The 26122-nt window shown below is 67.2% G+C and carries 24 protein-coding genes and 1 riboswitch; of the genes, 14 read left to right on the top strand and 10 right to left on the bottom strand.

Translation table 11 applies throughout. The annotated features are described in order from the left end of the window. Position 1: 1 nt before the first annotated feature. The 6 genes from KEC55_RS06025 to KEC55_RS06000 all read right to left on the bottom strand — a co-directional run bounded on the left by KEC55_RS06025 (position 2) and on the right by KEC55_RS06000 (position 7622). Positions 2 to 1234 carry a 3-methyl-2-oxobutanoate dehydrogenase (2-methylpropanoyl-transferring) subunit alpha gene (locus KEC55_RS06025; RefSeq protein ID WP_176046946.1) on the bottom strand — a complete coding sequence of 411 codons (1233 nt, stop codon included), beginning with the start codon at positions 1232 to 1234 and terminating at the stop codon, positions 2 to 4. Between the two features lie 250 nt (positions 1235 to 1484). Continuing rightward, the gene (locus KEC55_RS06020; protein WP_282507133.1) at positions 1485 to 2639 is read right to left on the bottom strand and encodes a sugar diacid recognition domain-containing protein; all 1155 of its coding nucleotides are present in this window, start codon (positions 2637 to 2639) and stop codon (positions 1485 to 1487) included. Positions 2640 to 2697: 58 nt separating this feature from the next. Next, positions 2698 to 4164 (bottom strand): pyruvate kinase, encoded by a 1467-nt coding sequence (gene pyk / locus KEC55_RS06015; protein ID WP_282507132.1) that lies wholly within the window; start codon positions 4162 to 4164, stop codon positions 2698 to 2700. Positions 4165 to 4166: 2 nt separating this feature from the next. Beyond that, positions 4167 to 5315, bottom strand: coding sequence for a glycerate kinase (locus KEC55_RS06010; protein WP_282507131.1), 1149 nt, complete (start codon positions 5313 to 5315; stop codon positions 4167 to 4169). A gap of 70 nt (positions 5316 to 5385) precedes the next feature. Then, a complete protein-coding gene (locus KEC55_RS06005) occupies positions 5386 to 6714 on the bottom strand; it encodes an MFS transporter (protein WP_282507130.1) in 1329 nt (442 codons plus the stop codon). Between the two features lie 281 nt (positions 6715 to 6995). Continuing rightward, entirely contained in the window at positions 6996 to 7622 is a 627-nt protein-coding gene (locus tag KEC55_RS06000; protein ID WP_282507491.1) for a flavin reductase family protein, read from the bottom strand. Between the two features lie 945 nt (positions 7623 to 8567). Here KEC55_RS06000 and KEC55_RS05995 point away from each other — a divergent pair. From KEC55_RS05995 to KEC55_RS05965, 7 genes are all read left to right on the top strand, one after another. Beyond that, complete coding sequence (locus KEC55_RS05995; protein ID WP_282507129.1) at positions 8568 to 9593, top strand: LacI family DNA-binding transcriptional regulator; 1026 nt, start codon at positions 8568 to 8570, stop codon at positions 9591 to 9593. A gap of 74 nt (positions 9594 to 9667) precedes the next feature. Further along, on the top strand, positions 9668 to 10696 hold the full coding sequence (locus KEC55_RS05990) for an ABC transporter substrate-binding protein (protein ID WP_282507128.1): 1029 nt from the start codon (positions 9668 to 9670) through the stop codon (positions 10694 to 10696). A 17-nt stretch (positions 10697 to 10713) separates the two neighbouring features. Then, positions 10714 to 11538 (top strand): ABC transporter permease, encoded by an 825-nt coding sequence (locus tag KEC55_RS05985; protein ID WP_282507127.1) that lies wholly within the window; start codon positions 10714 to 10716, stop codon positions 11536 to 11538. A gap of 10 nt (positions 11539 to 11548) precedes the next feature. Beyond that, positions 11549 to 12463 carry an ABC transporter permease gene (locus KEC55_RS05980; RefSeq protein WP_282507126.1) on the top strand — a complete coding sequence of 305 codons (915 nt, stop codon included), beginning with the start codon at positions 11549 to 11551 and terminating at the stop codon, positions 12461 to 12463. 13 nt (positions 12464 to 12476) lie between these two features. Continuing rightward, the gene (locus KEC55_RS05975) at positions 12477 to 13508 is read left to right on the top strand and encodes an ABC transporter ATP-binding protein (protein ID WP_282507125.1); all 1032 of its coding nucleotides are present in this window, start codon (positions 12477 to 12479) and stop codon (positions 13506 to 13508) included. A gap of 87 nt (positions 13509 to 13595) precedes the next feature. Next, positions 13596 to 14420 (top strand): phosphodiesterase, encoded by an 825-nt coding sequence (locus KEC55_RS05970; protein WP_282507124.1) that lies wholly within the window; start codon positions 13596 to 13598, stop codon positions 14418 to 14420. Positions 14421 to 14582: 162 nt separating this feature from the next. Then, positions 14583 to 15782 carry an MFS transporter gene (locus KEC55_RS05965; RefSeq protein WP_282507123.1) on the top strand — a complete coding sequence of 400 codons (1200 nt, stop codon included), beginning with the start codon at positions 14583 to 14585 and terminating at the stop codon, positions 15780 to 15782. Between the two features lie 21 nt (positions 15783 to 15803). Here KEC55_RS05965 and KEC55_RS05960 read toward each other — a convergent pair whose 3' ends face one another. Continuing rightward, complete coding sequence (locus KEC55_RS05960; protein ID WP_282507122.1) at positions 15804 to 16967, bottom strand: EamA family transporter; 1164 nt, start codon at positions 16965 to 16967, stop codon at positions 15804 to 15806. 505 nt (positions 16968 to 17472) lie between these two features. On the opposite strand from KEC55_RS05960, the gene KEC55_RS05955 reads away from it, so the two are divergent. Both KEC55_RS05955 and KEC55_RS05950 read left to right on the top strand, forming a co-directional pair. Beyond that, entirely contained in the window at positions 17473 to 17829 is a 357-nt protein-coding gene (locus KEC55_RS05955) for a type II toxin-antitoxin system RelE/ParE family toxin (RefSeq protein ID WP_282507490.1), read from the top strand. Beyond that, positions 17826 to 18107 (top strand): helix-turn-helix domain-containing protein, encoded by a 282-nt coding sequence (locus KEC55_RS05950; protein ID WP_205781878.1) that lies wholly within the window; start codon positions 17826 to 17828, stop codon positions 18105 to 18107. The genes KEC55_RS05955 and KEC55_RS05950 overlap by 4 nt, the downstream gene beginning before the upstream one ends. Positions 18108 to 18132: 25 nt before the next feature. Here the strand turns inward: KEC55_RS05950 and KEC55_RS05945 are convergent, their stop codons facing one another. The 3 genes from KEC55_RS05945 to KEC55_RS05935 form a co-directional block, all read right to left on the bottom strand. After that, a complete protein-coding gene (locus KEC55_RS05945) occupies positions 18133 to 18921 on the bottom strand; it encodes a molybdopterin-dependent oxidoreductase (protein WP_282507121.1) in 789 nt (262 codons plus the stop codon). A gap of 29 nt (positions 18922 to 18950) precedes the next feature. Then, positions 18951 to 19583 carry a cytochrome b/b6 domain-containing protein gene (locus tag KEC55_RS05940; RefSeq protein WP_282507120.1) on the bottom strand — a complete coding sequence of 211 codons (633 nt, stop codon included), beginning with the start codon at positions 19581 to 19583 and terminating at the stop codon, positions 18951 to 18953. Between the two features lie 74 nt (positions 19584 to 19657). After that, complete coding sequence (locus KEC55_RS05935) at positions 19658 to 19930, bottom strand: pentapeptide MXKDX repeat protein (protein WP_176046919.1); 273 nt, start codon at positions 19928 to 19930, stop codon at positions 19658 to 19660. Positions 19931 to 20199: 269 nt separating this feature from the next. After that, positions 20200 to 20316: riboswitch (TPP riboswitch) on the top strand. Between the two features lie 124 nt (positions 20317 to 20440). Between KEC55_RS05935 and thiC the strand changes: the two genes are divergently transcribed. The 5 genes from thiC (at position 20441) to KEC55_RS05910 (ending at position 26089) form a co-directional block, all read left to right on the top strand. Further along, positions 20441 to 22372: a phosphomethylpyrimidine synthase ThiC gene (gene thiC, locus KEC55_RS05930; RefSeq protein WP_282507119.1), complete on the top strand. Its 1932-nt coding sequence runs from the start codon at positions 20441 to 20443 to the stop codon at positions 22370 to 22372. A 233-nt stretch (positions 22373 to 22605) separates the two neighbouring features. Continuing rightward, the gene (locus KEC55_RS05925) at positions 22606 to 22818 is read left to right on the top strand and encodes a glycine zipper 2TM domain-containing protein (protein ID WP_176046917.1); all 213 of its coding nucleotides are present in this window, start codon (positions 22606 to 22608) and stop codon (positions 22816 to 22818) included. Between the two features lie 194 nt (positions 22819 to 23012). Further along, positions 23013 to 23261, top strand: a complete 249-nt coding sequence (locus tag KEC55_RS05920; protein WP_034186583.1) for a hypothetical protein — start codon at positions 23013 to 23015, stop codon at positions 23259 to 23261. Between the two features lie 142 nt (positions 23262 to 23403). Further along, a complete protein-coding gene (locus KEC55_RS05915; protein ID WP_282507118.1) occupies positions 23404 to 24330 on the top strand; it encodes a DMT family transporter in 927 nt (308 codons plus the stop codon). Between the two features lie 478 nt (positions 24331 to 24808). Continuing rightward, positions 24809 to 26089 carry an EAL domain-containing protein gene (locus tag KEC55_RS05910; protein ID WP_282507117.1) on the top strand — a complete coding sequence of 427 codons (1281 nt, stop codon included), beginning with the start codon at positions 24809 to 24811 and terminating at the stop codon, positions 26087 to 26089. The last annotated feature ends 33 nt before the right edge of the window (positions 26090 to 26122 follow it).

Genomic DNA, 26122 nt, shown 5'->3' with positions numbered 1-26122 from the left:
ATCATGCTCCCAGTTCCTGGCGCTGACGGCGCAGGTGCGCAGGCAGCTCCTTGTACACGTCGTCGAACATCGAGGCCGGCGACGGAATCCGGTCGTCGGCCAGCGTCCCGTATTTCTCCGCCTCCTTCTGCGCGGCGATCACCTCGGCTTCGAGTTCGGCCGTCAGCGCGTCATGCGCGCTATCGGACCAGATGCCCTTCGCGATCAGGTGACGCTTGAAACGCTCGATCGGGTCGCCCAGCGGGAAATGGGACCAGTCGTCGCTCGGCCGGTACTTGGTCGGATCGTCCGACGTCGAATGTGCACCCGCGCGGTAGGTCACCCACTCGATCAGCGTCGGACCGAGATTGCGGCGCGCGCGTTCGGCCGCCCAGCTCGACGCCGCGTAGATCGCAAGGAAGTCGTTGCCGTCGACGCGCAGCGACGCGATCCCGCAGCCGACGCCGCGCCCGGCGAAGGTCGTGCCTTCGCCGCCCGCGATCGCCTGGAACGTCGAGATCGCCCACTGGTTGTTGACGACGTTCAGCACGACCGGTGCACGGTATACGTGCGCGAACGTGAGCGCGGTATGGAAGTCGGCCTCGGCCGTCGCGCCATCGCCGATCCACGCAGACGCGATCTTCGTGTCGCCCTTGATCGCCGACGCCATCGCCCAGCCGACCGCCTGGATGAACTGCGTCGCGAGGTTGCCCGAAATGGAGAAGAAGCCGGCTTCGCGATCCGAATACATCACCGGAAGCTGGCGACCCTTCAGCGGGTCGCCTTCGTTCGACATCAGCTGGCAGATCATTCGCTCGAGCGACACGTCGCGCGCGATCAGGATGCTCTGCTGGCGGTAGGTCGGGAAGCACATGTCGCCGTCACGCAGCGCCATCGCGTGCGCGGTGCCGATCGCCTCTTCGCCGAGGCTCAACATGTAGAAGGAGATTTTCTTCTGGCGCTGCGCGATCATCATGCGCGCGTCGAAAATGCGGGTCTTGAGCATCGCGCGCAGCCCGGCGATCAGGTGCGCATCGTCGAGATCCGGCGCCCACGGGCCGACGGCCTTGCCGCTGTCGTCGAGCACGCGCACGAGGCTGCGGGCGAGATCGGCGGTGTCCGCCGCGGCTACGTCGATCGGCGGGCGGCGGACTGCGCCGGCCGGCGATAGATGCAGATAGGAAAAATCCGTCTTGCAGCCCGGACGCCCGGTGGGCTCCGGCACATGCAGACGCAATGGCTCTGACAGGCTCATCGTGTCGTCTCCACGCTCGATTGTGTCTCACGCTGTTTGGGAACGCGCCGCCGGTTGCCGGCACGCGCGCGGGCTGACGTGCGGATAAGCACGTCAACCTTGGAAATTTATGCCTTGCGGAGCCGGACGTCGATGTCCAAGCCGCTCGATTGCGGTGAGCAGATTTGCCATGTCGGGCGAGGAGAGACGGGAGAGAGGGTCGTGAGCAGCGCGGTTCGGGCACGCGCGCCGGGCCGGCGCGCGGCCGCGGTCACTTTTCGCTGATCTGCAGCGCGATATACAGCAGGAGTCGATCGTCCATCACCGACAGGTCGAGACGGGTCGCGTCGCAAACCTGTTGCAGCCGATAGTCGAGCGTATTGCGGTGGATGCCGAGCAGCGCGGCGGTCGCCCCGAGATGTCCGTCCGATGCGTACCATGCCCGCAAGGTATCGAGCAACGGGCCCGAACGCCGGCCCAACGCAAGCAGCCGCTTGAGCGGCAACTGCAATTGCTGCGCCTGCCAGCTCTGCGACATGCCCGACAGCAGGACCGGCAGACTGAATTCGTAGTACGAGAACGTCGTCCGCTGCGGCATGCGCTCGACGCCGACGCGCAGCGTCGTCAGCGCGCACTGGTAGGAACGCTCGAAGCCGGCGACGCCATCCATCGCGATGCCGAGTGCCAGCTTGAACGGCTGCGTCGCCTTCTGGCCCAGGATTGTCTCGAGCGCGTCCAGCGCCTTGCGGGCGGCATCGGCCACCGCGTCGAGTGCGACCGCTCGCACGTCGATCGGATCGAAGATCACGAGTTCGCGGAACGATGTCTTTGCGGTCAGCTGGTGTGGTCGCTCGTCGGCGAGCTGCGACTGCATCCGCTCGATCTGCGCCACCCCGGCCTCGGGATTCGCATCGACATCAGTGAGACGGCAGACGATCGCGACCCGCGGGAGCCCGCAGTCGATGCCGAGCCGCTGCGCCCACGCATCCAGTTCGGCGGCCGCGCCCCGGCGTTCGATCAGCTGCAGCACGAACGCCTCGCGGTGGCGCGCGTTCTGGCGCAGCTCGTGCGTCAGTTGTTCGCGTTCGAGGAGCATTTCCGCGGTAATTCTCAGCAGCTCGCCGAACCGGCGAACCTCGGCCGGATCGCCGGTTACGCCGATCACCCCGCACAGCTGCCCACGCACGCTGAGTGGCAGATTGACGCCCGGCCGCACGCCGTGCAGGCGTTGCGCCATGTCCGCATCGATCTCGACCGTGCGCGCGCCGGCCAGCGCGAGCTGCGCCCCCGCGTGCAATTCGCCGACGCGCTTCGCGTCGCTGCTCGCGAGGATCGAGCCGTGCGCGTCCATGACATTGACATCGAATGGAATCACGTCGAGCGTGCGTTCCACGATCGCTGTCGCGAGGCGGGAATCGATCATCACGGCTGGCGAGTCTATCAGGAAATGACAGCCACGGCGGCAGCCCGGCGCACGGGCGCGCTCAGGCCGGCGAGCCGCCCTGAACGATTTCCGTCGGCCAGACGATGCGCATCAGGTTGGTCGAGCCGGGATGGCCGAACGGCACGCCGGCCGCGACGACGAGGGGCCGTTCACCCGTCGACAATCCTTCCTCGCGTGCCGCCGCGATGGCGATCTCGACGACGTTTTCAATCCCAACTGCCTCGGCGCCGACGCGCGAATGCACGCCCCACGCCAGCGTGAGCCGTCGCGCGACGTCGACGTGTGGCGTCAGGCTCAGGATCGCGGCCCGCGGCCGGAGGCGTGACAGCCGGAGCGCCGTGGCGCCCGACGTCGTATAGGTCACCGCTGCGTCCAGCGTCAGCGTGTCCGACACCGCCTCGATCGCCGCGCCGATCGCGTCGGTCGCATTCGGCGCATGCGCGGTCGCGTTCGCCTTCATGAGCTCGCGCCGCAGCGGATCGGCTTCGACGGTCGACACGATCTTCCGCATGAAAGTCACCGCGTCGATCGGGTACTCGCCCGACGCCGATTCGGCCGACAGCATCACCGCGTCGGCGCCTTCGTAGACGGCCGCGGCGACGTCGGAGGCCTCGGCGCGCGTCGGCGTCGGGGACGACGTCATCGATTCGAGCATCTGCGTGGCGACGATGACCGGCTTGCCGGCCGCGCGAGCGAGGCGCACGAGCCGCTTCTGTACGCCCGGCACATCCTCGATCGACATTTCCACGCCAAGATCCCCGCGCGCCACCATCAACGCATCGGCCGCGTCGATGATGCCCGCGATGTTCGCGACGGCCTGCGGTTTCTCGATCTTGGCGACGATGTTCGCCCGCGAGCCGATCAGGCTGCGCGCGTCGCGCACGTCGTCTTCGGTCTGCACGAACGAGAGCGCGACCCAATCGATGCCGAGCGACAGCCCGAACGCGAGATCGTCGCGATCCTTGCGCGACATGGCCCGTATCGCGAGCGGCGCGTCCGGCACGCTCACGCCCTTGCGATCGGAGATTGCACCGTCGACGAGCGCTTCCGTTTCGATGCGTCCCGGAGCAGCACTCCGCACCTTGAAACGGAGCTTGCCGTCGTCGACGAGCAGTTGATGGCCGGGCTGTACCGCCGCGAAAATCTCCGGATGCGGCAAGTGCACACGGTGCGCATCGCCCGGCGCTTCGTCGGCGTCGAAGACGAACGTCTGCCCCTTGACCACGCGCTCGCGCCCCTGGGCGAACTTGCCGACCCTGAGCTTCGGCCCCTGGAGGTCGATCAGAATGCCGATCGGCCGGCCCAGGCGAGCTTCCACCGTACGGATTGCCGTATGCCGCGCCGCATGGTCGTCGTGCGTGCCATGGCTGAAATTGAGGCGAAACACGTCGGCGCCGGCTCGCGCCATCGCCTCGATGGCCGCTTCGCTCGAACTCGACGGCCCGAGCGTTGCGATGATCTTCGTCGAACGGCGCTGGCCGCCGTGTGACCTGTTCTCGATGGACATGATTAACTCCGTTGCGCAATGCGATGACCGAGCCGAATGGCTGCGGCGATGTTGCGTGCGGCGAAGCGCACGTTGGATGCGGCCTCCTCGAATGCCTCGCCAAGCGAGCACGCGCGTCTGACCGACGCAAACATCGCGTCGACGCCATGCTGGTAGATCGCGCCCGCGGTTCCCGACACGGCGCCGCCGATCGCGATGACCGGCACGCCATGCTCGGCCGCGATCCGTGCGACGCCGATCGGCGCCTTGCCGCGCACGGTCTGGCCGTCGAGGCATCCCTCCCCCGTCACCACGAGGTGCGCGTCGCGAATCGCTTCATGCAGGCCCACGGCTTCCGTCACGATCTGCACGCCGGGACGCAGCGTCGCGTTCAGACAGGCCAGCATCGCCGCCCCCATCCCGCCCGCGGCGCCGCCACCCGGCAGCGCCGCGACCTGACGGTTCAGATCGCGCGCGATCACGTCGGCGAAATGCCGCAGGTTGTCGTCGAGACATGCAACCGTCGCCGGCGTCGCGCCCTTTTGCGGGCCAAACACCGCGGATGCACCGTTCGGGCCGACGAGCGGGTTGTCCACATCGCACGCGATTTCGAAGCGGCATGATGCGAGCCGCGCATCGAGCGTGGCTGTGTCGATGTGCGCGAGCGCCGCCAGTGCGCCGCCGCCGCGGCCGACCTCCCGCCCGTCGGCGTCGGTCAGTTTCGCGCCGAGCGCCTGCAGCATGCCGGCGCCGCCGTCGTTGGTCGCACTCCCGCCAATGCCGACGATGAATCGCCGCGCGCCGTCGTCGAGCGCCGCACGAATCAGTTCCCCGGTACCGCGGCTCGACGTGACGAGCGGGTTGCGCTCCGTCGGCGCGACGAGATGCAGGCCGCTCGCGGCCGCCATTTCGATGACGGCCGTGCCGTCGCTCAGCAAGCCGTAAGCGGCGGCGACCGGTCGGCCGAGCGGGTCTTCGACCATCGCGCTGCGCAGCTCCCCGCCGACGGCGGCGATCAATGCGTCCACCGTGCCCTCGCCGCCATCGGCGATCGGCAGGCACAGATACGACGCGTCGGCGAATATCTCGCGGAAGCCGGCCTCGATCTGCCGGGCAACGTCGACGGCGCTCAGGCTTTCCTTGAAGGAATCGGGTGCGATAACGATTTTCATTTAGGTGTCCTCATGCATTTACCGGCATGTCGGGCAGTGTCGCGCGCCGTGCGCGCGACCTGGCCCTGTGTCAACGGTTGACCTGACGGGCCGGCGTTCGCATGACGAGCACGAAGCCGACCACCATCGCGCTCGACAGCAGATAGAGCGCGATATCGGTGCGATGCGTGGCGTCCTTGATCCAGCCGACGATGTAGGGGCTCACGAAACCCGCGATCTGCCCGAGCGAATTGATGAGTGCGACGCCGCCCGCCGCGGCCGTGCCGGCAAGTACCGCGGTCGGCAGCGGCCAGAACATCGCGAGCGCGGTCAGTGCGCCGGAGGTCGCGAGCGTCAGGCCGATCATCGCGGGAGCGATCTGGTCGTCGAACCGGGCGGCGATCAGCAGGCCGGCGACACCGATTGCCATCGGCACGCTCAGATGCCAGCGGCGTTCCCGGCGCGCATCCGCCGATCGTCCAACAACGATCATCGCGATCGCCGCGAACAGGTACGGCACCGCGCTCAGCCATCCGACCATGCCGTCGTTGCCGATCCCGAGCGATTTGATGATGGTCGGCAGCCAGAAGTTGATCGCGTACACGCCCATCTGAATGCTGAAGTACACGAGACCGAACTTCCAGACCGCGACATTGCACACGATGTCGCGCACCGGCGTGGCACTTTGCGGCTTGCCGGCGGCAGACCCGTGCGCCGCGGCGTCATCCGCCAGCGCCTGTGCGAGCGCGGCTTTCTCGCCTTCGGTCAACCACGTGGCGTCGGCGATCCGGTCCTGCAGCAGAAAGAACACGGCGACACCGAGTAGTACGGTCGGTGCGCCTTGCAGCAAAAAGAGCCATTGCCAGGCGGCGAGCCCGCTCTGCCCGGCCGCGAAATGCGTCAGCATCCAGCCCGACAGCGGGCCGCCGAGCACGCCGGAAACCGGAATCGCCGACATGAAGAGCGCAATCGCACGGCCGCGACGCGCCGACGGATACCACTGCGTCAGAAAGAGCACCATGCCGGGAAAGAACCCGGCTTCGGCGATACCCGTCAGAAATCGCAGCGCGTAGAACGATTCGGGGGTCCTCACGAGCAGCAGCGACGCGGAAAGCGCGCCCCACACGCACATGATGATCGCGATCCAGATACGCGCGCCGACGCGCCTGAGCATCAGGTTGCTCGGTACACCGGCCAGCACGTAGCCGATGAAGAAAACGCCCGCGCCCAGTCCGTAGACGGTCTCGCTCATCTTGAGATCGCTGAGCATTTGCAGCTTCGCGAACCCGACGTTGACCCGGTCGAGGTAATTGAACAGATAACAGATAAAGATCAGCGGAATCACGCGTGACGTGACCTTCCGATAACCGCTGCTCAATGCGTCGGTCGCGAGGGGCGCGGTGGCGGGAGCGATGCCCATACTTGTCTCCGGATATTGGGTATTTTGATCTGCGCATGGTACGCAGTCCGGCGGGCCGACTCATCGTCAGGATGCACGATTTTTCATGAGATCGGCGGCTGTTTTATGGGCAAATATCCAAAACGCGGCAGACTGACGCCGTGCCCCGTGGACCGCCGACGCATCCCCTCGAACGCCACGAAAACAACAGGCCCCGCGAAATCCCGGATTTCCGCGGGGCCTGTTGCTGTCCGATCGGGCGCGTCAGCGCCCGCAAGCCGGTTGTCCCGGCGCACGTTGAATCATGCGTCGGGGCGAAAGAGGTCGAAACGGCTGTCGGGTGTGACGTGCACATAGGCCGACGGGCCGCCCGCGCGAAGAATGATGCCCGCACCGAACGTGTCGAAGATGCCGTCCTTCAACAGATCCTTCCGGATATGAATCGCGACGACCTCGCCCAGTACGAGCGACGCCGGCGTTTCCACGCCATGGTGATCGCGCAGGCGAATCACGTCGGTCACCTTGCATTCGAAGTTGACGCCGCTTTCCGCGACGCGCGGCACGTCGACCAGGCGCGACGGCACGGCGGTCAGGCCGCCGAGTTCGAACTCGTCCACGTCGTACGGCACCGCGGCGCACGTCTGGTTCATCCGCTCTGCAAGTTCGCGCGTCGCGAGGTTCCAGACGAACTCGCCGGTCTCCTGCACGTTGCGCAGGCTGTCCTTGGCGGCGGTGCTCGAAAAGCCGATGATCGGCGGCCGGTAGTTGAATGCGTTGAAGAAGCTGTAGGGCGCGAGGTTGACCGTGCCGTCGCTGCCGCGGGATGAGATCCAGCCGATCGGCCGCGGGCCGACGATCGCATTCAAGGGATCGTGCGGCAAGCCGTGGCCTTGCGACGGTTCGTAATAGTGATAGGTCGAGTCGGTCATGACAGTGAGTCTGGCGAGAAGCAAATTGCGTTGAAGTCTATCGGCGAGAGCGCGTGTGCGGATCACGGCGAGGCGTCCGGTACGACGTGCGCGCCAGTATCACATGGCGTTGATTTCGTCGCAGCGACGTGGCAAGGGAATATCGATGAACGCGAAGCGCCCTCGGGCAGGTCGAGCGACCAGCACGCCGATACCATGCGTTGAATGACGGGGCGACGGCCCGACGCTCTGCACATGCGCGAATCCAGGCGCCGTACAAACAAAAAACCCGCGAGCGCTTTATTTCTCGCGGGTTTTCGAACCGTCGTCGCATCGCCATGAAGGCGATCGTGGTGCCGGGGACCGGACTTGAACCGGCAAGCCAGTTAAGGCGGCGGATTTTCGTCACACTGCTTCTTTCAAAGCCGGCGTCGCGTAAGCGATGCCGTTCGTGCGCTGGACTATGCCTTCACCGTCGCGCGCGGGCGTAACCGCTGCCCGTGCGCCTTAGGCGCCCCCCGTCTAGTCTCTACACCTTCCTCGCGAAAACCGCGAGGCTTGGCTCGGCGTTGCCTCGATGCGCGCATCAGGGGTTTCACCGAATTTGAAGGGTTCTGCACCGACCGTTTCCGACCGGGCACTCAATCGTTTAAGTCCGCTATGTTTACCAATTTCATCACCCCGGCAAGAGGGCGGACGCGATTCTACCATTGCTTGCGCATGCGTTCCCTTATTCCGCCGCGCCCCACGCGTCCGGCGCGTGTCATCACCACCGACACGATACATCCACCCATTTCCTCCCGCGCCGCAACATCCCCGATACAATCGAGCCCGCGTCGTCCGACGGCCCCAACCGTCTGACGTTTGTATCGTGCTTTTTGCGAAACAAGCGTCGCTTGCGTCATCGCGAAGTCACAAACGTTTTCGATAATTTCCTCGCCGAAAACGTTTACATCGCGCTACTTCATGACCTCGACCATCAAGGATGTCGCTGCCCTCGCGGGCTTCTCGATCGCCACCGTTTCGCGCGCGATCAATGCACCGCATACCGTCAGCCCCGCCACGCTGCAAACGATCCGCACAGCGATCGATACGCTGCAGTTCCGCCCGAGCCCGCTCGGCCGGCAACTGCGCGGCGAGCGCACGCGGCTCGTCGGCGTCGTCCTGCCGACACTGTCGAACCCCGTGTTCGCCGACTGCCTGCAAGGCATCGACGAGCTCGCGACCGCGGCCGGCTTCAAGCTGATCCTGATGACGACCGAGTACGACGCGGCGCGCGAGCGTCACGCGATCGAGACGCTGCGCGAGCAGCGCGTCGAAGGGCTGATCCTCACCGTCGCCGATGCGGACACGCACCCGCTGCTCGACATGCTCGACCGCGACGGCCCGCACTACGTGCTGATGCACAACGACACACAGCGCCGCCCGTCGGTGTCGGTCGACAACCGCAGCGCCGCATATGACGGCGTGCGGATGCTGACCGCGCGCGGTCACCGCCGCGTGCTGATGCTGGCCGGCTCGCTCGCCGCGTCGGATCGCGCGCGTCAGCGCCACCTTGGTTATGCGCAGGCACTCGAGGAAAGCGGCGTCGCCACGCTGCCGCCGGTCGAAGTCGACTTCAACGCACCCGAGCTACCCGATGCCGTGCTCGCGCACCTGACCGCGCACGCAACGCGCCCGACCGCCCTCTTCTGCAGCAACGACCTGCTCGCGATGGTCGTGATGCGCGGCCTGCGCCGCGCCGGCTTCTCGATCCCGGACGACCTGTCGGTGCTCGGCTTCGACGGGATCGCGATCGGTGAACTGCTTGCACCGCCGCTCGCGAGCGTCGCGACGCCGAACCGCGACATCGGTCGCCACGCGTGGCAGCGTCTCGTCGAATGCATCGGCGGTGCGGCGATCGAACGCACATCGATGATCCTGCCGCATACGGTGCGCGACGGCGCGACGGTTGCGCCGCCGGCCGCCGAGCTGCAATTGCGCAAAGCCTGAACGCAGGCCGCACGGCTACGCATACCGACAACCACACCACCCCAGCGCCGCACCCACTCGCCCGGAGACCCACCGTGTCCTTTCGCCTGACCTCGCTGCTGCGTGCGCTCGCAGCTCCCGTAGCCTGCGCCGCACTCATCGCCGGCGCGCCCGCCGCCCACGCCGACGAAACGGCGATCTGCTACAACTGCCCACCCGAATGGGCCGACTGGGCCGCGCAGATCGCGGCGATCAAGCAGAAGACGGGCATCCGCGTACCGTTCGACAACAAGAACTCGGGCCAGTCGATCGCGCAGCTGATCGCCGAGCAAAAGAGCCCGGTGGCCGACGTTGTCTACCTCGGCGTGTCGTCGGCATTCCAGGCGAAGGACAAGGGCGTGATCGCGCCGTACAAGCCCGCGCACTGGAACGACATTCCCGCGAACCTGAAGGATCCGCAAGGCTACTGGTTCGCGATTCACTCGGGCACGCTCGGCTTCTTCGTGAACAAGGACGCGCTTGACGGCAAGCCGGTGCCGCGTTCATGGGCCGATCTGCTGAAGCCCGAATACAAGGGCATGGTCGGTTATCTCGATCCGTCGAGCGCATTCGTCGGCTACGCCGGTGCGGTCGCCGTCAACCAGGCGCTCGGCGGCAGCCTCGACAACTTCAAGCCGGCCCTCGACTGGTTCCGCAAGCTGAAGGCGAACGCGCCGATCGTGCCGAAGCAGACCGCCTATGCACGCGTGCTGTCCGGCGAGATTCCGATCCTGCTCGACTACGACTTCGATGCGTATCGTGCGAAGTACAAGGACAGCGCGAACGTCGAGTTCGTGATTCCGAAGGAAGGCACGATCGCCGTGCCGTACGTGATGAGCCTCGTCAAGGGTGCGCCGCACGACGCGAACGGCAAGAAGGTGCTCGACTTCGTGCTGTCGGACGAAGGCCAGAAGCTGTGGGCCAACGCCTACCTGCGCCCGGTGCGCGCGCAGGCGCTCGGCGCCGACATCGCCGCGAAGTTCCTGCCGGCGAGCGAGTACGCACGGGCGAAATCGGTCGACTTCGGCAAGATGGCGGCCGGCCAGCAGGCGTTCGGCCAGCAGTACCTGCAGGTGATGCAGTAAGCGGCAGGATACGACCGATGCTCGACCTGACTTTCCCGCTGCGCTGGCGCGTCGCGCTCGTCGCGCCGGCGCTCGCGGTGTTCGCCGCGTTCTGGCTGCTGCCGATGGCGGCGCTCGTGCAGGTGTCCGCCGACGGCGCGTTCTTCTCGCAGTATGCGGCGCTGCTCGGCAACGCGCGCTACATGAAGAGCCTCGGCGGGACCATCGCGCTGTCCGCGGGCGTGACGCTCGCGACGCTCGCCCTGTCGACGATCTCGGGCCTCTTGCTCGCGCGCCGCGATTTCGCCGGCAAGCGCGTGCTGCTCGCGCTGCTCACGTTTCCGCTCGCGTTCCCGGGCGTCGTCGTCGGCTTCATGGTGATCATGCTCGCCGGCCGTCAGGGGCTGATCGGAATGCTGTCGGCGAAACTCACCGGCGACAAGTGGGTATTCGCGTACTCGGTTGCGGGCCTGTTTATCGGTTACCTGTACTTCTCGATTCCGCGCGTGATCGTCACCGTGATCGCGGCCGCGTCGAAGCTCGACGCGTCGCTCGAGGAAGCCGCCCGTTCGCTCGGCGCGTCGCCGTGGCGCATCTTCGTCGACATAGTGCTGCCCGCGCTCGCGCCGGGCCTGATCGCGGCCGGCGCGATCTGCTTCGCGACCGCGATGGGCGCATTCGGCACCGCGTTCACGCTCGCCACCGACCTGAACGTGCTGCCGATGACGATCTATACCGAGTTCACGCTGAACGCGAACATCGCGACGGCGGCCGGCCTGTCGATCGTGCTCGGTATCGTCACCTGGGCCGTGCTCGCGCTCGCGCGTCGTTTCACCGGCCACACTGCTGCCGCCGCGGCCTGAGGATTCCTGCATGCAATCGCTTTCCGGCTCTTCCGCGCCGTCGCCATCGCCGTCGCCTTCGCCGGCACCCGCTCCCGCGCAGGCGAACGGTGTCGCGCGCCGCGCGCCGCGCGTCACCGGCGCGCGCGCGATCGCCGCGCTGCAATGGGGCGTCACGCTGCTGTTGTGCGCGTTCCTGATCGTGCCCGTCGTGATGTCCGTGCTCGCGGGCGTGACCGTCAACTATTTCCGCGGCCTGTCGAGCGGCCTCACGCTGCGCTGGCTCGAACAGGTGTGGCAGCAGTATCACGGCTCGGTCGCGCTGTCGCTCTATGTGGCATTCGCGACGCTCGCGATCGTGCTCGTCACCGGCGTGCCGGCCGGCTATGCACTCGCGCGCAGCAAGAGCCGCGTCGCACGCGCGATCGAGGAGGCACTCGTCCTGCCGGTCGCGCTGCCCGGCCTCGCGTCGGCGCTCGCGCTGCTGATCGTGTACGGCGGCTTCACCTCGTTCCGGATGAGCCTGTGGTTCATCGTCGTCGGCCACGTCGTGTTCACGCTGCCGTTCATGGTCCGTGCGGTGGCCGCCGTCGCGGCCGGCGCCGACCTGCGCACGCTCGAGGAAGGCGCGGCGAGCCTCGGTGCGTCGTTCGTCACGCGCTTCGTCACGATCGTGCTGCCGAACCTGCGCCCCGGCATCGTCGCGGGCGCGCTCGCGGTACTCACGCTGTCGATCGGCGAATTCAACCTCACGTGGATGCTGCATACGCCCGACACCAAGACACTGCCGGTCGGACTCGCCGATACCTACGCATCGCTGCGCCTTGAAGTCGGCAGCGCGTACACGATCCTGTTCCTGCTGATGACGCTGCCGCTGCTCATCGCGATGCAGTGGCTCGGCGTCGATCCGTCCGGCACGCGCGCGCTCAAGAAGCGCCCGCGCTGAATTTCTCGCAGACATGAAACTCGATTCCACTCCCATCACGCTGACCGGCTGCGCGAAGACGTTCCGCGGCACGCGCGTACTCGAACCGCTCGACCTGTCGATCGGCGCGGGCGAAACACTCGTGCTGCTCGGCCCGTCGGGCTGCGGCAAGACGACGACGCTGCGCCTGATCGCGGGGCTCGACACGCCGGACGCCGGCGGCACGATCGCATTCGGCAACGACGATGTCACCGCGCTGCCGATCGAGCGCCGGCAAGTCGGCATGGTGTTCCAGAACTACGCGCTGTTTCCGAACCTGACGGTGCGCGGCAACGTCGGCTACGGGCTGAAGATCCGCAAGACCGAGCCGCGCGCGCTGCGTGAACGCGTCGACGAGCTGCTCGCGATGATGCGGCTCGACGCACATGCGGACAAGCCGGTCGATCAGCTGTCGGGCGGCCAGCGCCAGCGTGTCGCGCTGGCGCGCGCGCTCGCGGTGCGCCCGCGCGTGCTGCTGCTCGACGAACCGCTGACCGCGCTCGATGCGAAGCTGCGCGACGTGCTGCGCCGCGAGATGAACGCGCTGCTGCGCGAGCTCGGCGTGACGACCGTCTACGTGACGCACGACCAGGCGGAAGCGATGGAACTCGGCGACCGGATCGTCGTGATGGGCGCGGGCCGCATCGAGCAGATCGGCACGCCGCGCGAGATTTACTACCATCCGGCGAACCGTACGGTCGCGCAGTTCATCGGCACGCTGAACCGGCTTGCCGGGCAATGGCGCGATGGCGCGCTGGTGACGACGGGCGGCGCGATCGCGACGCCGCACGCCGCCGACGAATGGTTCTTCCGCCCCGAAGACGCGCAGCTCGCCGATCCCGCGCATGCGCCGCTGCGCGGCGCGGTCGGCGCGTGTGCGTTCCTCGGCGAACGCACGCGGCTCACGATCGAGCACGCGGCACCCGATGCGCTCGTGATCGACGTGCCGGGCCGCATCGCGCTCGCACGCGGCACGGCGGTCGGCCTCACGATCGCCCCGGAAGGCCTGATCGCGCTCGGCGCGTAATCCGTCGTTCGGGCATCATTCATGCAGCACCCCATCGCGGCGCACGACGCCGCCCCCACAACAAACAGACGATTCCGAGAAACGACGATGCTGCTTGCTCAAATCAGCGATCTCCACATCAAGCGTCCGGGCCAGCTCGCGTACCGGCGCGTCGACACGGCTGCCGCGCTCGCGCGCTGCATTGCGAAGCTGAACGCGCTCGAACCGCGCCCCGACGCCGTGCTCGTCACCGGCGACCTGACCGACTTCGGCCACGATGAAGAGTACGGCAACCTGCGCGAGCTGCTCGCGACGCTCGAGATTCCGTACTACCTGATGATCGGCAATCACGACGACCGCGCCGGGCTGCGCCGCGCGTTTGCGGAGCGCGCCGAGCTGCAGGACGGCGAATTCGTGCAATACGCGCTCGACGTCGGCGCGGTGCGCGTGCTGGCGCTCGATTCGCAGGTACCCGGCGCGAGCCACGGCGACCTGTGCGACGCACGGCTCGCGTGGCTCGCCGCGCAGCTCGACGCCGCCCGCGACCGGCCGGTGATCGTCGCGCTGCATCACCCGCCGTTCGTGGCAGGCATCGGCCACATGGACAAGCTGCGCCTCGCGCCTGCGGCTGCCGCGAAACTCGACGCGTTGCTGCGCGGTCATCCGAACGTCGAACGCGTGCTGTGCGGTCACGTGCACCGCACGATGTTCACGCGCTTCGGCGGCACGCTCGCGTCGGCGGTGCCGTCGCCCGCGCACCAGGTCGCGTTCGACCTGCGGACCGATGCGCCGTCCGCGTTCCGGCTCGAACCGCCGGCGTTCGCGGTCCATCGTTATGCGCCCGATACGGGGATGACGTCGCATCACGTGTATGTCGACGAAGGCGCCGGCCCGTATCCGTTCTACGAACCGACGGGCGAGCTGGTCGACTGACGGCTTGCGGCACGCGCGACGACGGGCGGCGGCCGGTTCGCCGTGCGCCCGGCAGGATTCACGACGCTCCGGTATGATCGGCAGCCTCGACCGGCGCCCGGCCCGCCTGCGCACCCGACGCGTGCGCCGCTTGCCACGCCGTCCAACTTCGTCCGCGCAGCCATGTCCACCGCCTCCACCGACCGTCCGACCGACGCCGCCTCGCCTCACTACTCACGCAGCCTGCTGTTGCTGCTCGCGACGATCGCGGGCGTATCGGTCGCGAACATCTACTACAACCAGCCGCTGCTCGACAGCTTCCGCTCGGCGTTCCCCGACGGCGCGTCATGGATCGGCGCGGTGCCGACCGCGACGCAGCTCGGCTATGCAGCCGGCATGTTCCTGCTCGCACCGCTCGGCGACCGGTTCGATCGCCGCGGGCTGATCCTGATGCAGATCGCCGGCCTGTCCGTCGCGCTGATCGTGGCGGCCACCGCACCGTCGCTGGCCGTACTCGCCGTCGCGAGCCTCGCGATCGGCATTCTCGCGACCATCGCGCAGCAGGCCGTGCCGTTCGCCGCCGAAATCGCGCCGCCCGCCGAACGCGGGCATGCGGTCGGCACCGTGATGAGCGGCCTGCTGCTCGGCATCCTGCTCGCGCGCACAGCGGCCGGTTTCGTCGCCGAGTATTTCGGCTGGCGCGCGGTGTTCGCCGCGTCGGTCGCGGCACTCGTCGCGCTCGCCGCCGTCATCGTGATGCGGCTGCCGCGCAGTTCGCCAACGTCGACGCTGTCGTACGGCAAGCTGCTCGGCTCGATGTGGCATCTGGCGGTCGAACTGCGCGGGCTGCGCGAGGCATCGCTGACGGGCGCCGCGCTGTTCGCGGCATTCAGCGCGTTCTGGCCCGTGCTGACGCTGCTGCTCGCCGGCGCGCCGTTCCATCTCGGCCCGCAGGCAGCCGGCCTGTTCGGGATCGTCGGCGCAGCGGGCGCGCTCGCCGCACCGTACGCGGGCCGCTTCGCGGACAAGCGCGGCCCGCGCGCGATCATCTCGCTCGCGATCGCGCTGCTCGCGCTGTCGTTCGTGATCTTCGCGCTGTCGGGTTCGAGCCTCGTCGGGCTCGTGATCGGCGTGATCGTGCTGGATGTCGGCGTACAGGCCGCGCAGATCTCGAACCAGTCGCGCATCTACGCGCTGAAGCCCGAAGCGCGCAGCCGTGTGAACACGGTGTACATGGTGTGTTACTTCATCGGCGGCGCGCTCGGCTCGTCGGCCGGGGTTGCCGCGTGGCATGCATTCGGCTGGACCGGCATGTGCGCGACAGGGCTGCTGTTTGCCGCGCTCGCGGGCTGGTCCCACCATCGCGGCGGCCGGCACGGCTGAGCGCGGCCGGCCACGGCGGCGTCACGCGTCTGCGCGCGGCGCGGCCGGTTCGTCGACGGGCGGCGGTGCGAACGCCGGTGCCGGGTCGATCACCGCGGCGGGATCCATCACGGCCGCCGGCATCGGCACCGCGAGCGGGACAGCGGAAGGCGCGAGGATCGGCGCCGCTTCGGGAATCGCGATCTGCTCGGGGGAGGACGCAGCGTCCGCCATCGGCGCCTGCTCGGCCGCCACGGCCGCCGCACGCGTCGCGGGCCGGCGGGCCGGATCGAACACGAACGACAGCCCGACACTGCCGAGGATCGCGACGGTCGCGACCACGGTCGCCATCGTCACCGGTTCGCCGAGCAGCAGCGCACCAAGCGCGACCGCGACGATCGGATTCACGTACATACAGCTGCTCGCGATGATCGGGCTCGTGTGACGGATCAGGTAGCCGTACGCGACGTACGCGGCCATCGTGCAGAACACCATCAGGTACAGGAACGCGAACACCGGCCCCACCATCACGTGCTCGATGCGTTCGCCGATCAGCCAGGCGACGAGCGTCGAGATCAGGCCGCCGAGGCCGATCTGCAGCGACGTCGACAGGAACAGGTCGGACGGCAGCTTGAGCCGCGTCGCGAGATGCGCGCCGCCGGCCCAGAACAGCGCGCCGGCCAGCACGCAGATCGTGCCGAGCGCCGAATTCTGGGCGGCCGCACCGCCCGAATTCAGCACGACGATACCGACCATGCCGAGCCCGACGGCCGCCCACTCGCCCTTCGTTACCGGCCGGCCAGCCACCGCCGCGATCACGGTCGCGAACAGCGGCACCGTGGCCACCATCACCGCGGCCGAGCCGCTGCTGACCGAGCTGATCCCGAGCGCGATCGTGCCGGACGACAGCGCGACGAGCATCGTGCCGACGATCCCCGCGTTGCGGATCTCCAGCAGCGTCGGCCATTCGGGCTTGCGCCGCAGCGCGAAGATGAACAGCCCGATCCCGCCGAGCAGGTTGCGCAGCCCCGACAGCAGCAGCGGCGGGAACGACTGCAGCGCGAAATGCAGCCCGCTGTAGGTCGAACCCCAGACGAAATAGATGAACACGAGCGCCAGCGCGACGCGGCCGCCGCGGCTTTGCGGCAGGCGGATCCGGAACGAAAAGCGGGCGAAGAAATCGAGGAGGCGGTCGAGCGGCGTCATCGTGCAGCCCGCCCGCACGTCACGCCGCGTGCTCCGCTGAAAGACGCCGGCAATGCCGGCAAACGGTCCTGGCGGGACCGGGAAGGCAGAGCGAACGTGCGGAACGACATGGCAGTGCGAACGGCGACGAAAGAGAACCGGCAAGCGGCGGCAGAGGGACAAAAAAAACGTGCGCAGCCACTTCGGCTGCACACGCTCCGCATTATGGCATCAAGGATTCGAAAGCAACGCCAGACCTGGCTGAAAGGATAACGACTGACGTTTCGGCGCGACATTTTTCCGCCGGCGGGCCGGTGAAATCCGGGGCCGGATGCGCAGGACGCACGCGTTGCCACCGCCGGTTCCGTGCGCATGCCATCGCCATCCGCGGCAGTTGGATCCAGCGTCGGCCGAACGGCCTGTCACGCGCGCCGGGGCGCCCCGTCACGCCTATCGTGACGGACGACGCGCCCTTCCCTTGCCGTCCAGCGCTTCTCTTCGAAACCCGCCCTTCTCATACAATATTTTGTATAATTCAACCGTACTTCCGCCGAAACCCGTCGTTTTCGTCGGCAGCGCACTGGGCGATCTCCGCGGCTTTCCGCTGCCTGCCCGGCGCGAAGCCGGCCACCAGATCGACCAGGTACAGCGCGGCCTCGCGCCCGACGACTGGAAACCGATGCGCACGATCGGCGCCGGCGTACGGGAAATCCGCGTGCGCGATGCGAGCGGCGCGTTCCGGATCGTCTATGTCGCGACGTTCGCCGCAGCGATCTACGTGCTGCATTGCTTCCGGAAGCAATCGGCGCGCACGAACAAAGCCGATATCGACCTGGCCGCCCGGCGCTATCGCGCCCTGCCGATGGAGTTGAAGAAACCATGACCAACGAACGCTACACGAGCGTCTGGGATGCAATCGAGGGCCAGCCGGCCGAAGCCGAGAACATGAAGCTGCGCTCCGAACTGATGATCGCGCTCAAGCAGCGCATCGCGCAGCTCGAACTCAGTCAGGCCCAGGCCGCCAAGCAGCTGGGCGTCACGCAGCCGCGCGTGTCCGACCTGATGCGCGGCAAGATCAACCTGTTCGGGCTCGACGCGCTCGTGAACATGGCCGCGGCAGTCGGCCTGCGCGTCGATCTCCAGGTGCGCGAATCCGCATGACGGATGCGCGCACCTCGCGCGCCGCTCACGATCCGCCGAACCAGTTGTACCCCTGATCGACCCAGTAGCCGCCCGGGAACGTATCGGTCACGAAGATTTCCATGATGTGCTTCGGGTTCTTGTAGCCGAGCTTGGTCGGCATCCGCAGCTTCATCGGGAAGCCGTATTCCGGCGGCAACTGGCGGCCGTCGTACTCGAGCGCGAGCAGCGTCTGCGGATGCAGCGCGGTCGGCATGTCGATGCTTTCGTAGTAATCGTCCGCGCACTTGAAGCCGACGTATTTCGCCCGCGTGTCGGCGCCGGCACGCGCGAGGAACGCGCCGAACGGCGTGCCGCCCCAGCGGCCGATCGCACTCCACCCTTCCACGCAGATGTGCCGCGTGATCTGTTCCGCGTGCGGCAACGCGCGAAGCTCGTCGAGCGTCCACACGCGCTTGCCCGTCACGCGGCCGGACAGCACGAGGCGGTACGTCGACTCATCCACATGCCGCACTTCGTCGATCCCGTAGTACGCGTTGAACGGGAACGGTCGCGTGATGTCGGCCTCGGTGTAGGTCGGCGCGAGCCGGTCGGGGTTGAACAGCCACGCCTGCACGCGATCGTTCATGCGCGACACTTTCTCGAGAAACGTGTTGACCGACGCGTCGTCCTGCAGCGTGCAGCCGGTCAGCATCGCGAGGCCGCCGAGCGTCAGCACGCGTCGGTTGAAGAGCCGCCGCGACGGCATCTCGAGCTCGCGGCGGACGTCGAGTTCGAGCGACTTCCGGTCGAGTGTCCAGCGCGGCGCGCCACGGTTTTTTTCGGATTCCGACATGATGAATTCCTTCGCTCGCGATGAGCAGGTCAGCGGCCGCGCAGCATCGCGAGCAACGAGCGTGGCACCAGCAGCGCCATCGCGACGTGGACGACAAAGAAGGCGACGAGCAGCGACATCGCCCAGAAATGCACGACGCGCGCGTTGTCGTAGCCGCCGAACAGTTCGCGCAGCAGCGGAAACTGCACGGATTTCCAGATCGTGAGCCCCGACAGCACCAGCACGACGAGATCGACGATCGCGGTCAGGTACGCGGCTCGCTGCACCGCGTTGTAGACGCTCAGGTCGTTGTGCGACAGCCGCCCGCCGAGCGCGGCGCGGACGTCACGCCAGATGGACGCTGGCGTGACGGGCAACAGCTTGCGCGCGAAGCGCCCCGTCGCGATCGACATCGCGAGATAGAACAGCCCGTTGCCGACCAGCAGCCACATCGCCGCGAAATGCCATTGCAGCGCGCCGCCGAGCCAGCCGCCGAGCGTGATGCCGTGTGCGAACGTGAACGACGGATAGATCGGCGACGCGTCGTAGATACGCCAGCCGGACAGCGCCATCAGGATCGCCGCGAGCGCATTGAGCCAGTGGCTCACGCGCACCCACGGCGGATGGATCGTCGGCGCGGGCGGCGGCGGGCTCGCGCGATCCGTGACAGGAACCGTTTGCATGATGAAGACTCCCGGAATGATGCGACGGGACGCGATGCGTCCGCAGCCGGCCGGCCGCGCCCCGCGCACGTCGATCAGTTCGACGGGCTCATGGTGTCCTTCTTCATCGCGTCGCCCTTGGACATCGCGTCATGGCCCATCGCGTCCTTCGACATGGCGTCCTTCTTCATCGCGTGCTTCTTCATGCCGTCCTTCTTCATCGCGCCATCCTTCGCCATCGCGTCGTGACCCATCGCGTCCTTCGACATCGACATGCCGTCCTTCGACATCGCATCGTTCTGCGCGTAGGCGCCCGTTGCGATCGTGGCAAGTGCGGCGACACAGGCAACCAGGAATACGTTTTTCATGACATCTCTCCACTACATGGGTTTAGGAGCCGAATAGACGGAGCACACCGCCGGAAATGACAGCGATGTCAAAAAAAATTTTAGACGCCTGAACTGAAGATGCGAATGCTGCACCGCTCGACGCGTGCCGGCTTGGCCGGGACGCCGCAAGGAAGCCGCGATTGCTGCACTGCACCCTGCCCGGTTCGCCGGCGGCGATCCGGCGATCGCCAGGCGGCATCCGATCCGCTCCCGGTTGAAACCGCCGCCAAGCCGGTGTATCGTGTGCGCTGCTAACGCGGGGGTCCTGCAATGCGTTCGGTCAAACAACCGGCATTGCGGGTGAGAAATACCCTTTGAACCTGATCTGGATAATGCCAGCGCAGGGAAGCGTACGGATTTCGCCGCCATCCTTCTGACGAAATCCGCCGCCTCACCAAGCCTCGTCTCCTGCTTAGCTCGAGCCCCACATACGTCAAGGGCTCCGGGCAAGCGCCGAAGCGCCTGTCCGGCGCTCACACAGGAGATTGCATGAACGCCAATCCGAAGTTTCTGTCCGCCGACGCTCATGTCGATGCCGCGGCCGTCGCCCCGCTGCCGAATTCCCGCAAGGTTTATGTAACCGGCTCTCAGCCCGACATCCGCGTGCCGATGCGTGAAATCACGCAGGCCGACACGCCGACCGGCTTCGGCGGCGAAAAGAATCCGCCGATCTACGTGTACGACACGTCGGGCCCCTACACCGATCCGGAAGCGAAGATCGACATCCGCGCGGGCCTGGCCGCGCTGCGTCAAGGCTGGATCGAAGCACGCGGCGACACCGAAATGCTCGGCGGCCTGTCGAGCCAGTACGGCCTCGAGCGCGCGGCCGACCCGGCCACCGCCGACCTGCGGTTCCCGGGCCTGCACCGCAACCCGCGCCGTGCCCAGACCGGCAAGAACGTCACGCAGATGCACTATGCGCGCCAGGGCATCATCACGCCGGAAATGGAATACATCGCGATCCGCGAGAACCAGCGCCGCGCCGAGTACCTCGAGAGCCTGAAGTCGAGTGGCCCGAACGGCGCGAAGCTCGCCGCGATGATGGGCCGCCAGCACCCGGGCCAGGCGTTCGGCGCCGCGGCCTTCGGCGCGAACGCGCCGGCCGAGATCACGCCGGAATTCGTGCGCTCGGAAGTGGCATGCGGCCGCGCGATCATCCCCGCGAACATCAACCACCCGGAATCCGAGCCGATGATCATCGGCCGCAACTTCCTCGTGAAGATCAACGCGAACATCGGCAACTCGGCCGTCACGTCGTCGATCGGCGAGGAAGTCGACAAGATGACGTGGGCGATCCGCTGGGGCGGCGACACGGTGATGGACCTGTCGACCGGCAAGCACATCCATGAAACGCGCGAGTGGATCATCCGCAACAGCCCGGTGCCGATCGGCACGGTGCCGATCTACCAGGCACTCGAAAAGGTCAACGGCAAGGCCGAGGACCTGACCTGGGAAATCTTCCGCGACACGCTGATCGAGCAGGCCGAGCAAGGCGTCGACTACTTCACGATCCACGCGGGCGTGCGCCTGCAATATGTGCCGCTCACCGCGAACCGGATGACGGGCATCGTGTCGCGCGGCGGCTCGATCATGGCGAAGTGGTGTCTCGCGCACCACAAGGAAAGCTTCCTGTACGAACACTTCGAAGAGATCTGCGAGATCATGAAGGCGTACGACGTAAGCTTCTCGCTCGGCGACGGCCTGCGCCCCGGCTCGATCTACGACGCGAACGACGAAGCCCAGCTCGGCGAACTGAAGACGCTCGGCGAGCTCACGCAGATCGCGTGGAAGCACGACGTGCAGGTGATGATCGAAGGCCCCGGCCACGTGCCGATGCAGTTGATCAAGGAGAACATGGATCTCCAGCTCGACTGGTGCAAGGAAGCGCCGTTCTACACGCTCGGGCCGCTCACCACCGACATCGCGCCGGGCTACGACCACATCACGTCGGGCATCGGCGCCGCGATGATCGGCTGGTTCGGCACCGCGATGCTCTGCTACGTGACGCCGAAGGAACACCTTGGCCTGCCGAACAAGGACGACGTGAAGGAAGGCATCATCACGTACAAGCTCGCCGCGCACGCCGCCGATCTCGCCAAGGGCCACCCCGGCGCGCAGGTTCGCGACAACGCACTGTCGAAGGCACGCTTCGAGTTCCGCTGGGAAGACCAGTTCAACATCGGTCTCGATCCGGACAAGGCGCGCGAATTCCACGACGAGACGCTGCCGAAGGATTCGGCGAAGGTCGCGCACTTCTGCTCGATGTGCGGCCCGCACTTCTGCTCGATGAAGATCACGCAGGACGTGCGCGAGTTCGCGGCGCAGCAGGGCGTATCGGAAACCGAGGCGCTGAAGAAAGGGATGGAAGTGAAGGCGGTCGAATTCGTCAAGACCGGCGCCGAGATCTATCACCGTCAGTAAACGCAAGCGGCGATCCACACCGGAATCGCATCGCAATGCACGAAGCCCGCTTTCGAGCGGGCTTTTTTGCGCATGTCGTGTGCCTGCCGACGTGCGGGACACAATTGATTACGAAACCGCGCGAGCCTTAACAAGTCCTTACAGCAGCCCCGTGGAGCGGCGCGTAGATTGGGGACATGCGTGGCCGCCAGCCGGTCGCGCGTCCTCCGTTCACTACCACAAGGACAACGATCATGATTTCGATTCGGCGTATTGGGGTATGCGCGCTCCTCGTCGCAACGGTGACCAGCCTGTCGGCCTGCGATTCGATGACGAGGCGGCAGCGCGACACGGCAATCGGCGCGGGTGTCGGTGGCGTCGCCGGCGCGGCGATCGGCGGCAGCGCACTGTCGACGCTGGGCGGCGCGGCAGCCGGCGGCATCATCGGCAACCAGGTCGGCAAGTAAGCAGCCGGCCGGACCCGGCGCAACATTCGTCCAGACGGCGTTTCCGCGATGCGGAAGCGCCGTTTTCGCATGCGGCGCCGCAATATGCGCGTCAACCGCCCGGAAATGATCGGTTACCGTTTTGCACACCGTGTCATCGGCGCGCGGCCTAAGCTTAAGCATCTGCCGATTGCCGGCTCCGCCGGAGAGACATCATGAACAGGACCCTCGTCGCAGCGGCGCTCGCCTGCACGACGCTCGCCGGCTGCTACTACCCGTACGGCTACTATCCTGGCGGCTATTACACGGCCGCGCCGGTGCAGCCGGCGCCCGTGTACGTCGATCCCGGCCCCGCCTACTACTATCCGGCACCCGCCTATGCACCCGCATGGGGCGGCTATTGGGGACCGGCGCTGTCGCTCAATTTCGGCTTCGGCGGACGCGGCGGCTGGCGCCATCACTGACCGGATACGGCCGCCGACGGAAGGCCGCCCGTCCCCCGCAACCGGCGACCTTCCCGTTTCTTGTCGTTTCATCCAATCGTGAAACGACGGCACGGTAACGCGGTGTAAGATTCATCGCATCCCGTCCCCGCCCTCACGATCGATGTCGCCCAAGAACGCTTTTCTGCTGACCGTGCTCGCTGCCCTGTGGGGCGCGTCGTTCCTGTTCATCCGGATCGGCGTGGTCGATCTCGGCGTCGCGCCGCTGATGGCGTTACGCGTGGGCATCGGCGCGCTGTTTCTCACGGGCTTCGCGCTGACGCGCTTCAAACCCGCCGACCTCGGCGCGCGGCTGCGCGATCATGCGTGGCCGTTGTTCGTCGTCGGCGCGCTGAACTCGGGCATCCCGTTCTGCCTGTTCGCGTTCGCCGAGTTGACGCTGTCGGCCGGCCTGACGTCGGTGATCAATGCAACGACGCCGCTGTGGGGCGCGCTCGTCGCGTACCTGTGGCTGAAGGACAAGCTGTCGCTGCCGCGCGCGCTCGGCCTCGTGATCGGCTTTGCCGGCGTGCTCACGCTCGTGTGGAACCAGATCGCGAACGCGCACGGCGACACGGGCGCCAGCGCAACCGCGCTCGCCGCCGCCGCGGCGCTCGGCGCGACGCTGCTTTACGGCATCGCGGCCAATTACACGAAGCGCAAGCTCAGCGGCGTCGACCCGCTCGTCAACGCAGCCGGCAGCATGATCGGCTCGTCCATCCTGCTGCTGCCGTTCGCGATCGCCACGTGGCCGGCCGCGCCGGTCAGCGCACACGCGTGGGGCTCGGTGCTCGCCCTCGGCATCGCATGCACGGGCGTCGCGTACTTCATCTTCTTCTACCTGATCGCACATATCGGCCCCGCCCGCGCGATTACCGTCACGTTCGTGATCCCCGTGTTCGGGTTGTTGTGGGGGGCGCTGTTCCTCGGCGAACACGTGTCGGCCGTGATGATCGAAGGCTGCGCGATCGTGCTCGTCGGCACCGCGCTCGCGACCGGCGTGATCAAGCGGATTCCCGGCTTCGGGCCGCGCGGTGGCGAAGCGACCTGACGAGCCGGGCGCGGGCGCCGTCGTTCGTCGCGCGGCCATCGTCAACCGCCGGTGACGCGCAACGCCCGCCTGCCAACGCGCCGCGAACGGTGTCGCGGCACGCCCGCATTCCTCTGACGGCCAATCCCGGCTACGCCCGTGTCGGCCGCCGGGATTTCCCGTACGCCACTCCCCACCATTCGCCATGCGGCCGGGTTGTCATGTCCCGCGGCGGCGCGCTTCGCTGCGTGACAGTCATGCGCGGCGCGCACTCGACCGGCGCCAGATACCCCTGCGCGCCAGCCACGGCCGAGCCGTGTACCGTTTGCGTCTGGAGTTACCCTGATACGCGCGCCGCTGCAATCCCGTTACACTCGGAACACTTACCCGCAGAAGGCGGCATCGATGCTCCACGTTCTTTCGCGTCCGCCTGCGCGTGCGACTGCATTGGCGTGGCGGCTCGCTCCCGCCCCACCGCTCGCCCCCGGGCACCGTTGACATGAAGCCCGCCCGCGACCTATCGCTCGACTCCCTGCTCGAACGCCTCACGCCGACGCCCGGCGGCTGGCTCGCCACTTATCGCACCACGAAGCTGCGCAGCGTGTTCCAGCCCGTGCTGTCGATCACGCACAAGCGTGTCGTCGGTTACGAAGCGCTGCTGCGCGTCGTCGACGCGAACGGCGCGCTGGTGTCGCCCACCGCGTTGTTCGACCGGACGCGCGGCGACGCCGACGCGCTGCTGCTCGACCGGCTCGCGCGCTGCCTGCACACGGCCAACTTTGTCGCACAAGGAATCGGTGACGGCTGGCTGTTCCTGAACGTGACGCCGCGCGTGCTCGATACGGGCCTCGTGCAGCGCGAGTTCGTCGAGGCGCTGTGCCGGCATTTCTCGTTGCCGCCGAATCGCATCGTGCTGGAAGTCGTCGAGCAACCGGCGCGCGACGAAGCCGCGCTCGCCCGCACGATCGACATGATCCAGCATCGCGATTTCCTGATCGCGATCGACGATTTCGGCACCGGCTTCTCGAACTTCGACCGCGTTTGGCGCGCACGGCCCGACATCGTCAAACTCGACCGCTCGCTCGTCGAACGCTCGACCGGATCGGCCGAGGATCGACGCATCATGCATCACCTCGTGTCGATGCTGCACCAGGCCGGCGCAATGGTGCTGGCCGAAGGCGTCGAAAGCGACGACGCGCTGCAGGCGCTGATGGAAGCCGATATCGATTTCGTGCAGGGTTTCCGGTTCGGCCAGCCCGACGCCTCGATCGCGCACGCGAGCGCGGCCGCGCCCGCGATGCTCGACGCCGCGTGGCAACGCTTCATCGCCGGCCGGCACACGCCGGTCATCGCAGAGCAACCGGGCTTCGATGCAATCGAGCGGCTCGTGCTCACCGGCGCGGCCGCGTTTTCCGCGAGCGGCAACCTGCAGGACGCCGCGCAACGCGTGTTTGCGGTACCGGCCGCGCGCCGCGTGTTCGTCACCGACGAGATCGGCGAGCAGTTCCTGCCGTCGATCGGCGCCCGCGCCGACGACGGCCAGGCGGGCGCCACGCGCCTCGCGCCACTGTTCCCGGAAACCCACAGCAACTGGTCGCGACGCCCGTATTTCCAGCGTGCAATCGCCGCACCGGGACGCGTCGCGCTGATGGGCCCGCACTTCTCGCTGACGGAAGGTCGCGACTGCTATACGGCCGCCGTCGCAATCCGGGCACAGAGCCGCCTCGTCGTGTTCTGCGTCGACTTCGTGCTCGACAGCGCGGGAACGGTGATGCGTTAGCCGCGCGGGCAGCGGACATTGGCCTGCGCGCGC

Source organism: Burkholderia cepacia (genome assembly GCF_029962485.1).
In the GTDB taxonomy this organism is placed as follows: domain Bacteria; phylum Pseudomonadota; class Gammaproteobacteria; order Burkholderiales; family Burkholderiaceae; genus Burkholderia.
Note: the sequence above shows the minus strand (reverse complement) of the source record. Positions and strands in the feature narration are given on the sequence as shown.

Excerpts from the sequence above, each read along its gene's own strand:
- KEC55_RS06025 (WP_176046946.1), bottom strand. The coding sequence starts at position 1,234 with ATGAGCCTGTCAGAGCCATTGCGTCTGCATGTGCCGGAGCCCACCGGG.
- pyk (WP_282507132.1), bottom strand. The coding sequence starts at position 4,164 with ATGTCCATCGAGAACAGGTCACACGGCGGCCAGCGCCGTTCGACGAAG.
- KEC55_RS06010 (WP_282507131.1), bottom strand. The coding sequence starts at position 5,315 with ATGAAAATCGTTATCGCACCCGATTCCTTCAAGGAAAGCCTGAGCGCC.
- KEC55_RS06005 (WP_282507130.1), bottom strand. The coding sequence starts at position 6,714 with ATGGGCATCGCTCCCGCCACCGCGCCCCTCGCGACCGACGCATTGAGC.
- KEC55_RS06000 (WP_282507491.1), bottom strand. The coding sequence starts at position 7,622 with ATGACCGACTCGACCTATCACTATTACGAACCGTCGCAAGGCCACGGC.
- KEC55_RS05995 (WP_282507129.1), top strand. The coding sequence starts at position 8,568 with ATGACCTCGACCATCAAGGATGTCGCTGCCCTCGCGGGCTTCTCGATC.
- KEC55_RS05985 (WP_282507127.1), top strand. The coding sequence starts at position 10,714 with ATGCTCGACCTGACTTTCCCGCTGCGCTGGCGCGTCGCGCTCGTCGCG.
- KEC55_RS05980 (WP_282507126.1), top strand. The coding sequence starts at position 11,549 with ATGCAATCGCTTTCCGGCTCTTCCGCGCCGTCGCCATCGCCGTCGCCT.
- KEC55_RS05975 (WP_282507125.1), top strand. The coding sequence starts at position 12,477 with ATGAAACTCGATTCCACTCCCATCACGCTGACCGGCTGCGCGAAGACG.
- KEC55_RS05970 (WP_282507124.1), top strand. The coding sequence starts at position 13,596 with ATGCTGCTTGCTCAAATCAGCGATCTCCACATCAAGCGTCCGGGCCAG.
- KEC55_RS05965 (WP_282507123.1), top strand. The coding sequence starts at position 14,583 with ATGTCCACCGCCTCCACCGACCGTCCGACCGACGCCGCCTCGCCTCAC.
- KEC55_RS05960 (WP_282507122.1), bottom strand. The coding sequence starts at position 16,967 with ATGACGCCGCTCGACCGCCTCCTCGATTTCTTCGCCCGCTTTTCGTTC.
- KEC55_RS05950 (WP_205781878.1), top strand. The coding sequence starts at position 17,826 with ATGACCAACGAACGCTACACGAGCGTCTGGGATGCAATCGAGGGCCAG.
- KEC55_RS05945 (WP_282507121.1), bottom strand. The coding sequence starts at position 18,921 with ATGTCGGAATCCGAAAAAAACCGTGGCGCGCCGCGCTGGACACTCGAC.
- KEC55_RS05940 (WP_282507120.1), bottom strand. The coding sequence starts at position 19,583 with ATGCAAACGGTTCCTGTCACGGATCGCGCGAGCCCGCCGCCGCCCGCG.
- KEC55_RS05935 (WP_176046919.1), bottom strand. The coding sequence starts at position 19,930 with ATGAAAAACGTATTCCTGGTTGCCTGTGTCGCCGCACTTGCCACGATC.
- thiC (WP_282507119.1), top strand. The coding sequence starts at position 20,441 with ATGAACGCCAATCCGAAGTTTCTGTCCGCCGACGCTCATGTCGATGCC.
- KEC55_RS05925 (WP_176046917.1), top strand. The coding sequence starts at position 22,606 with ATGATTTCGATTCGGCGTATTGGGGTATGCGCGCTCCTCGTCGCAACG.
- KEC55_RS05920 (WP_034186583.1), top strand. The coding sequence starts at position 23,013 with ATGAACAGGACCCTCGTCGCAGCGGCGCTCGCCTGCACGACGCTCGCC.
- KEC55_RS05915 (WP_282507118.1), top strand. The coding sequence starts at position 23,404 with ATGTCGCCCAAGAACGCTTTTCTGCTGACCGTGCTCGCTGCCCTGTGG.
- KEC55_RS05910 (WP_282507117.1), top strand. The coding sequence starts at position 24,809 with ATGAAGCCCGCCCGCGACCTATCGCTCGACTCCCTGCTCGAACGCCTC.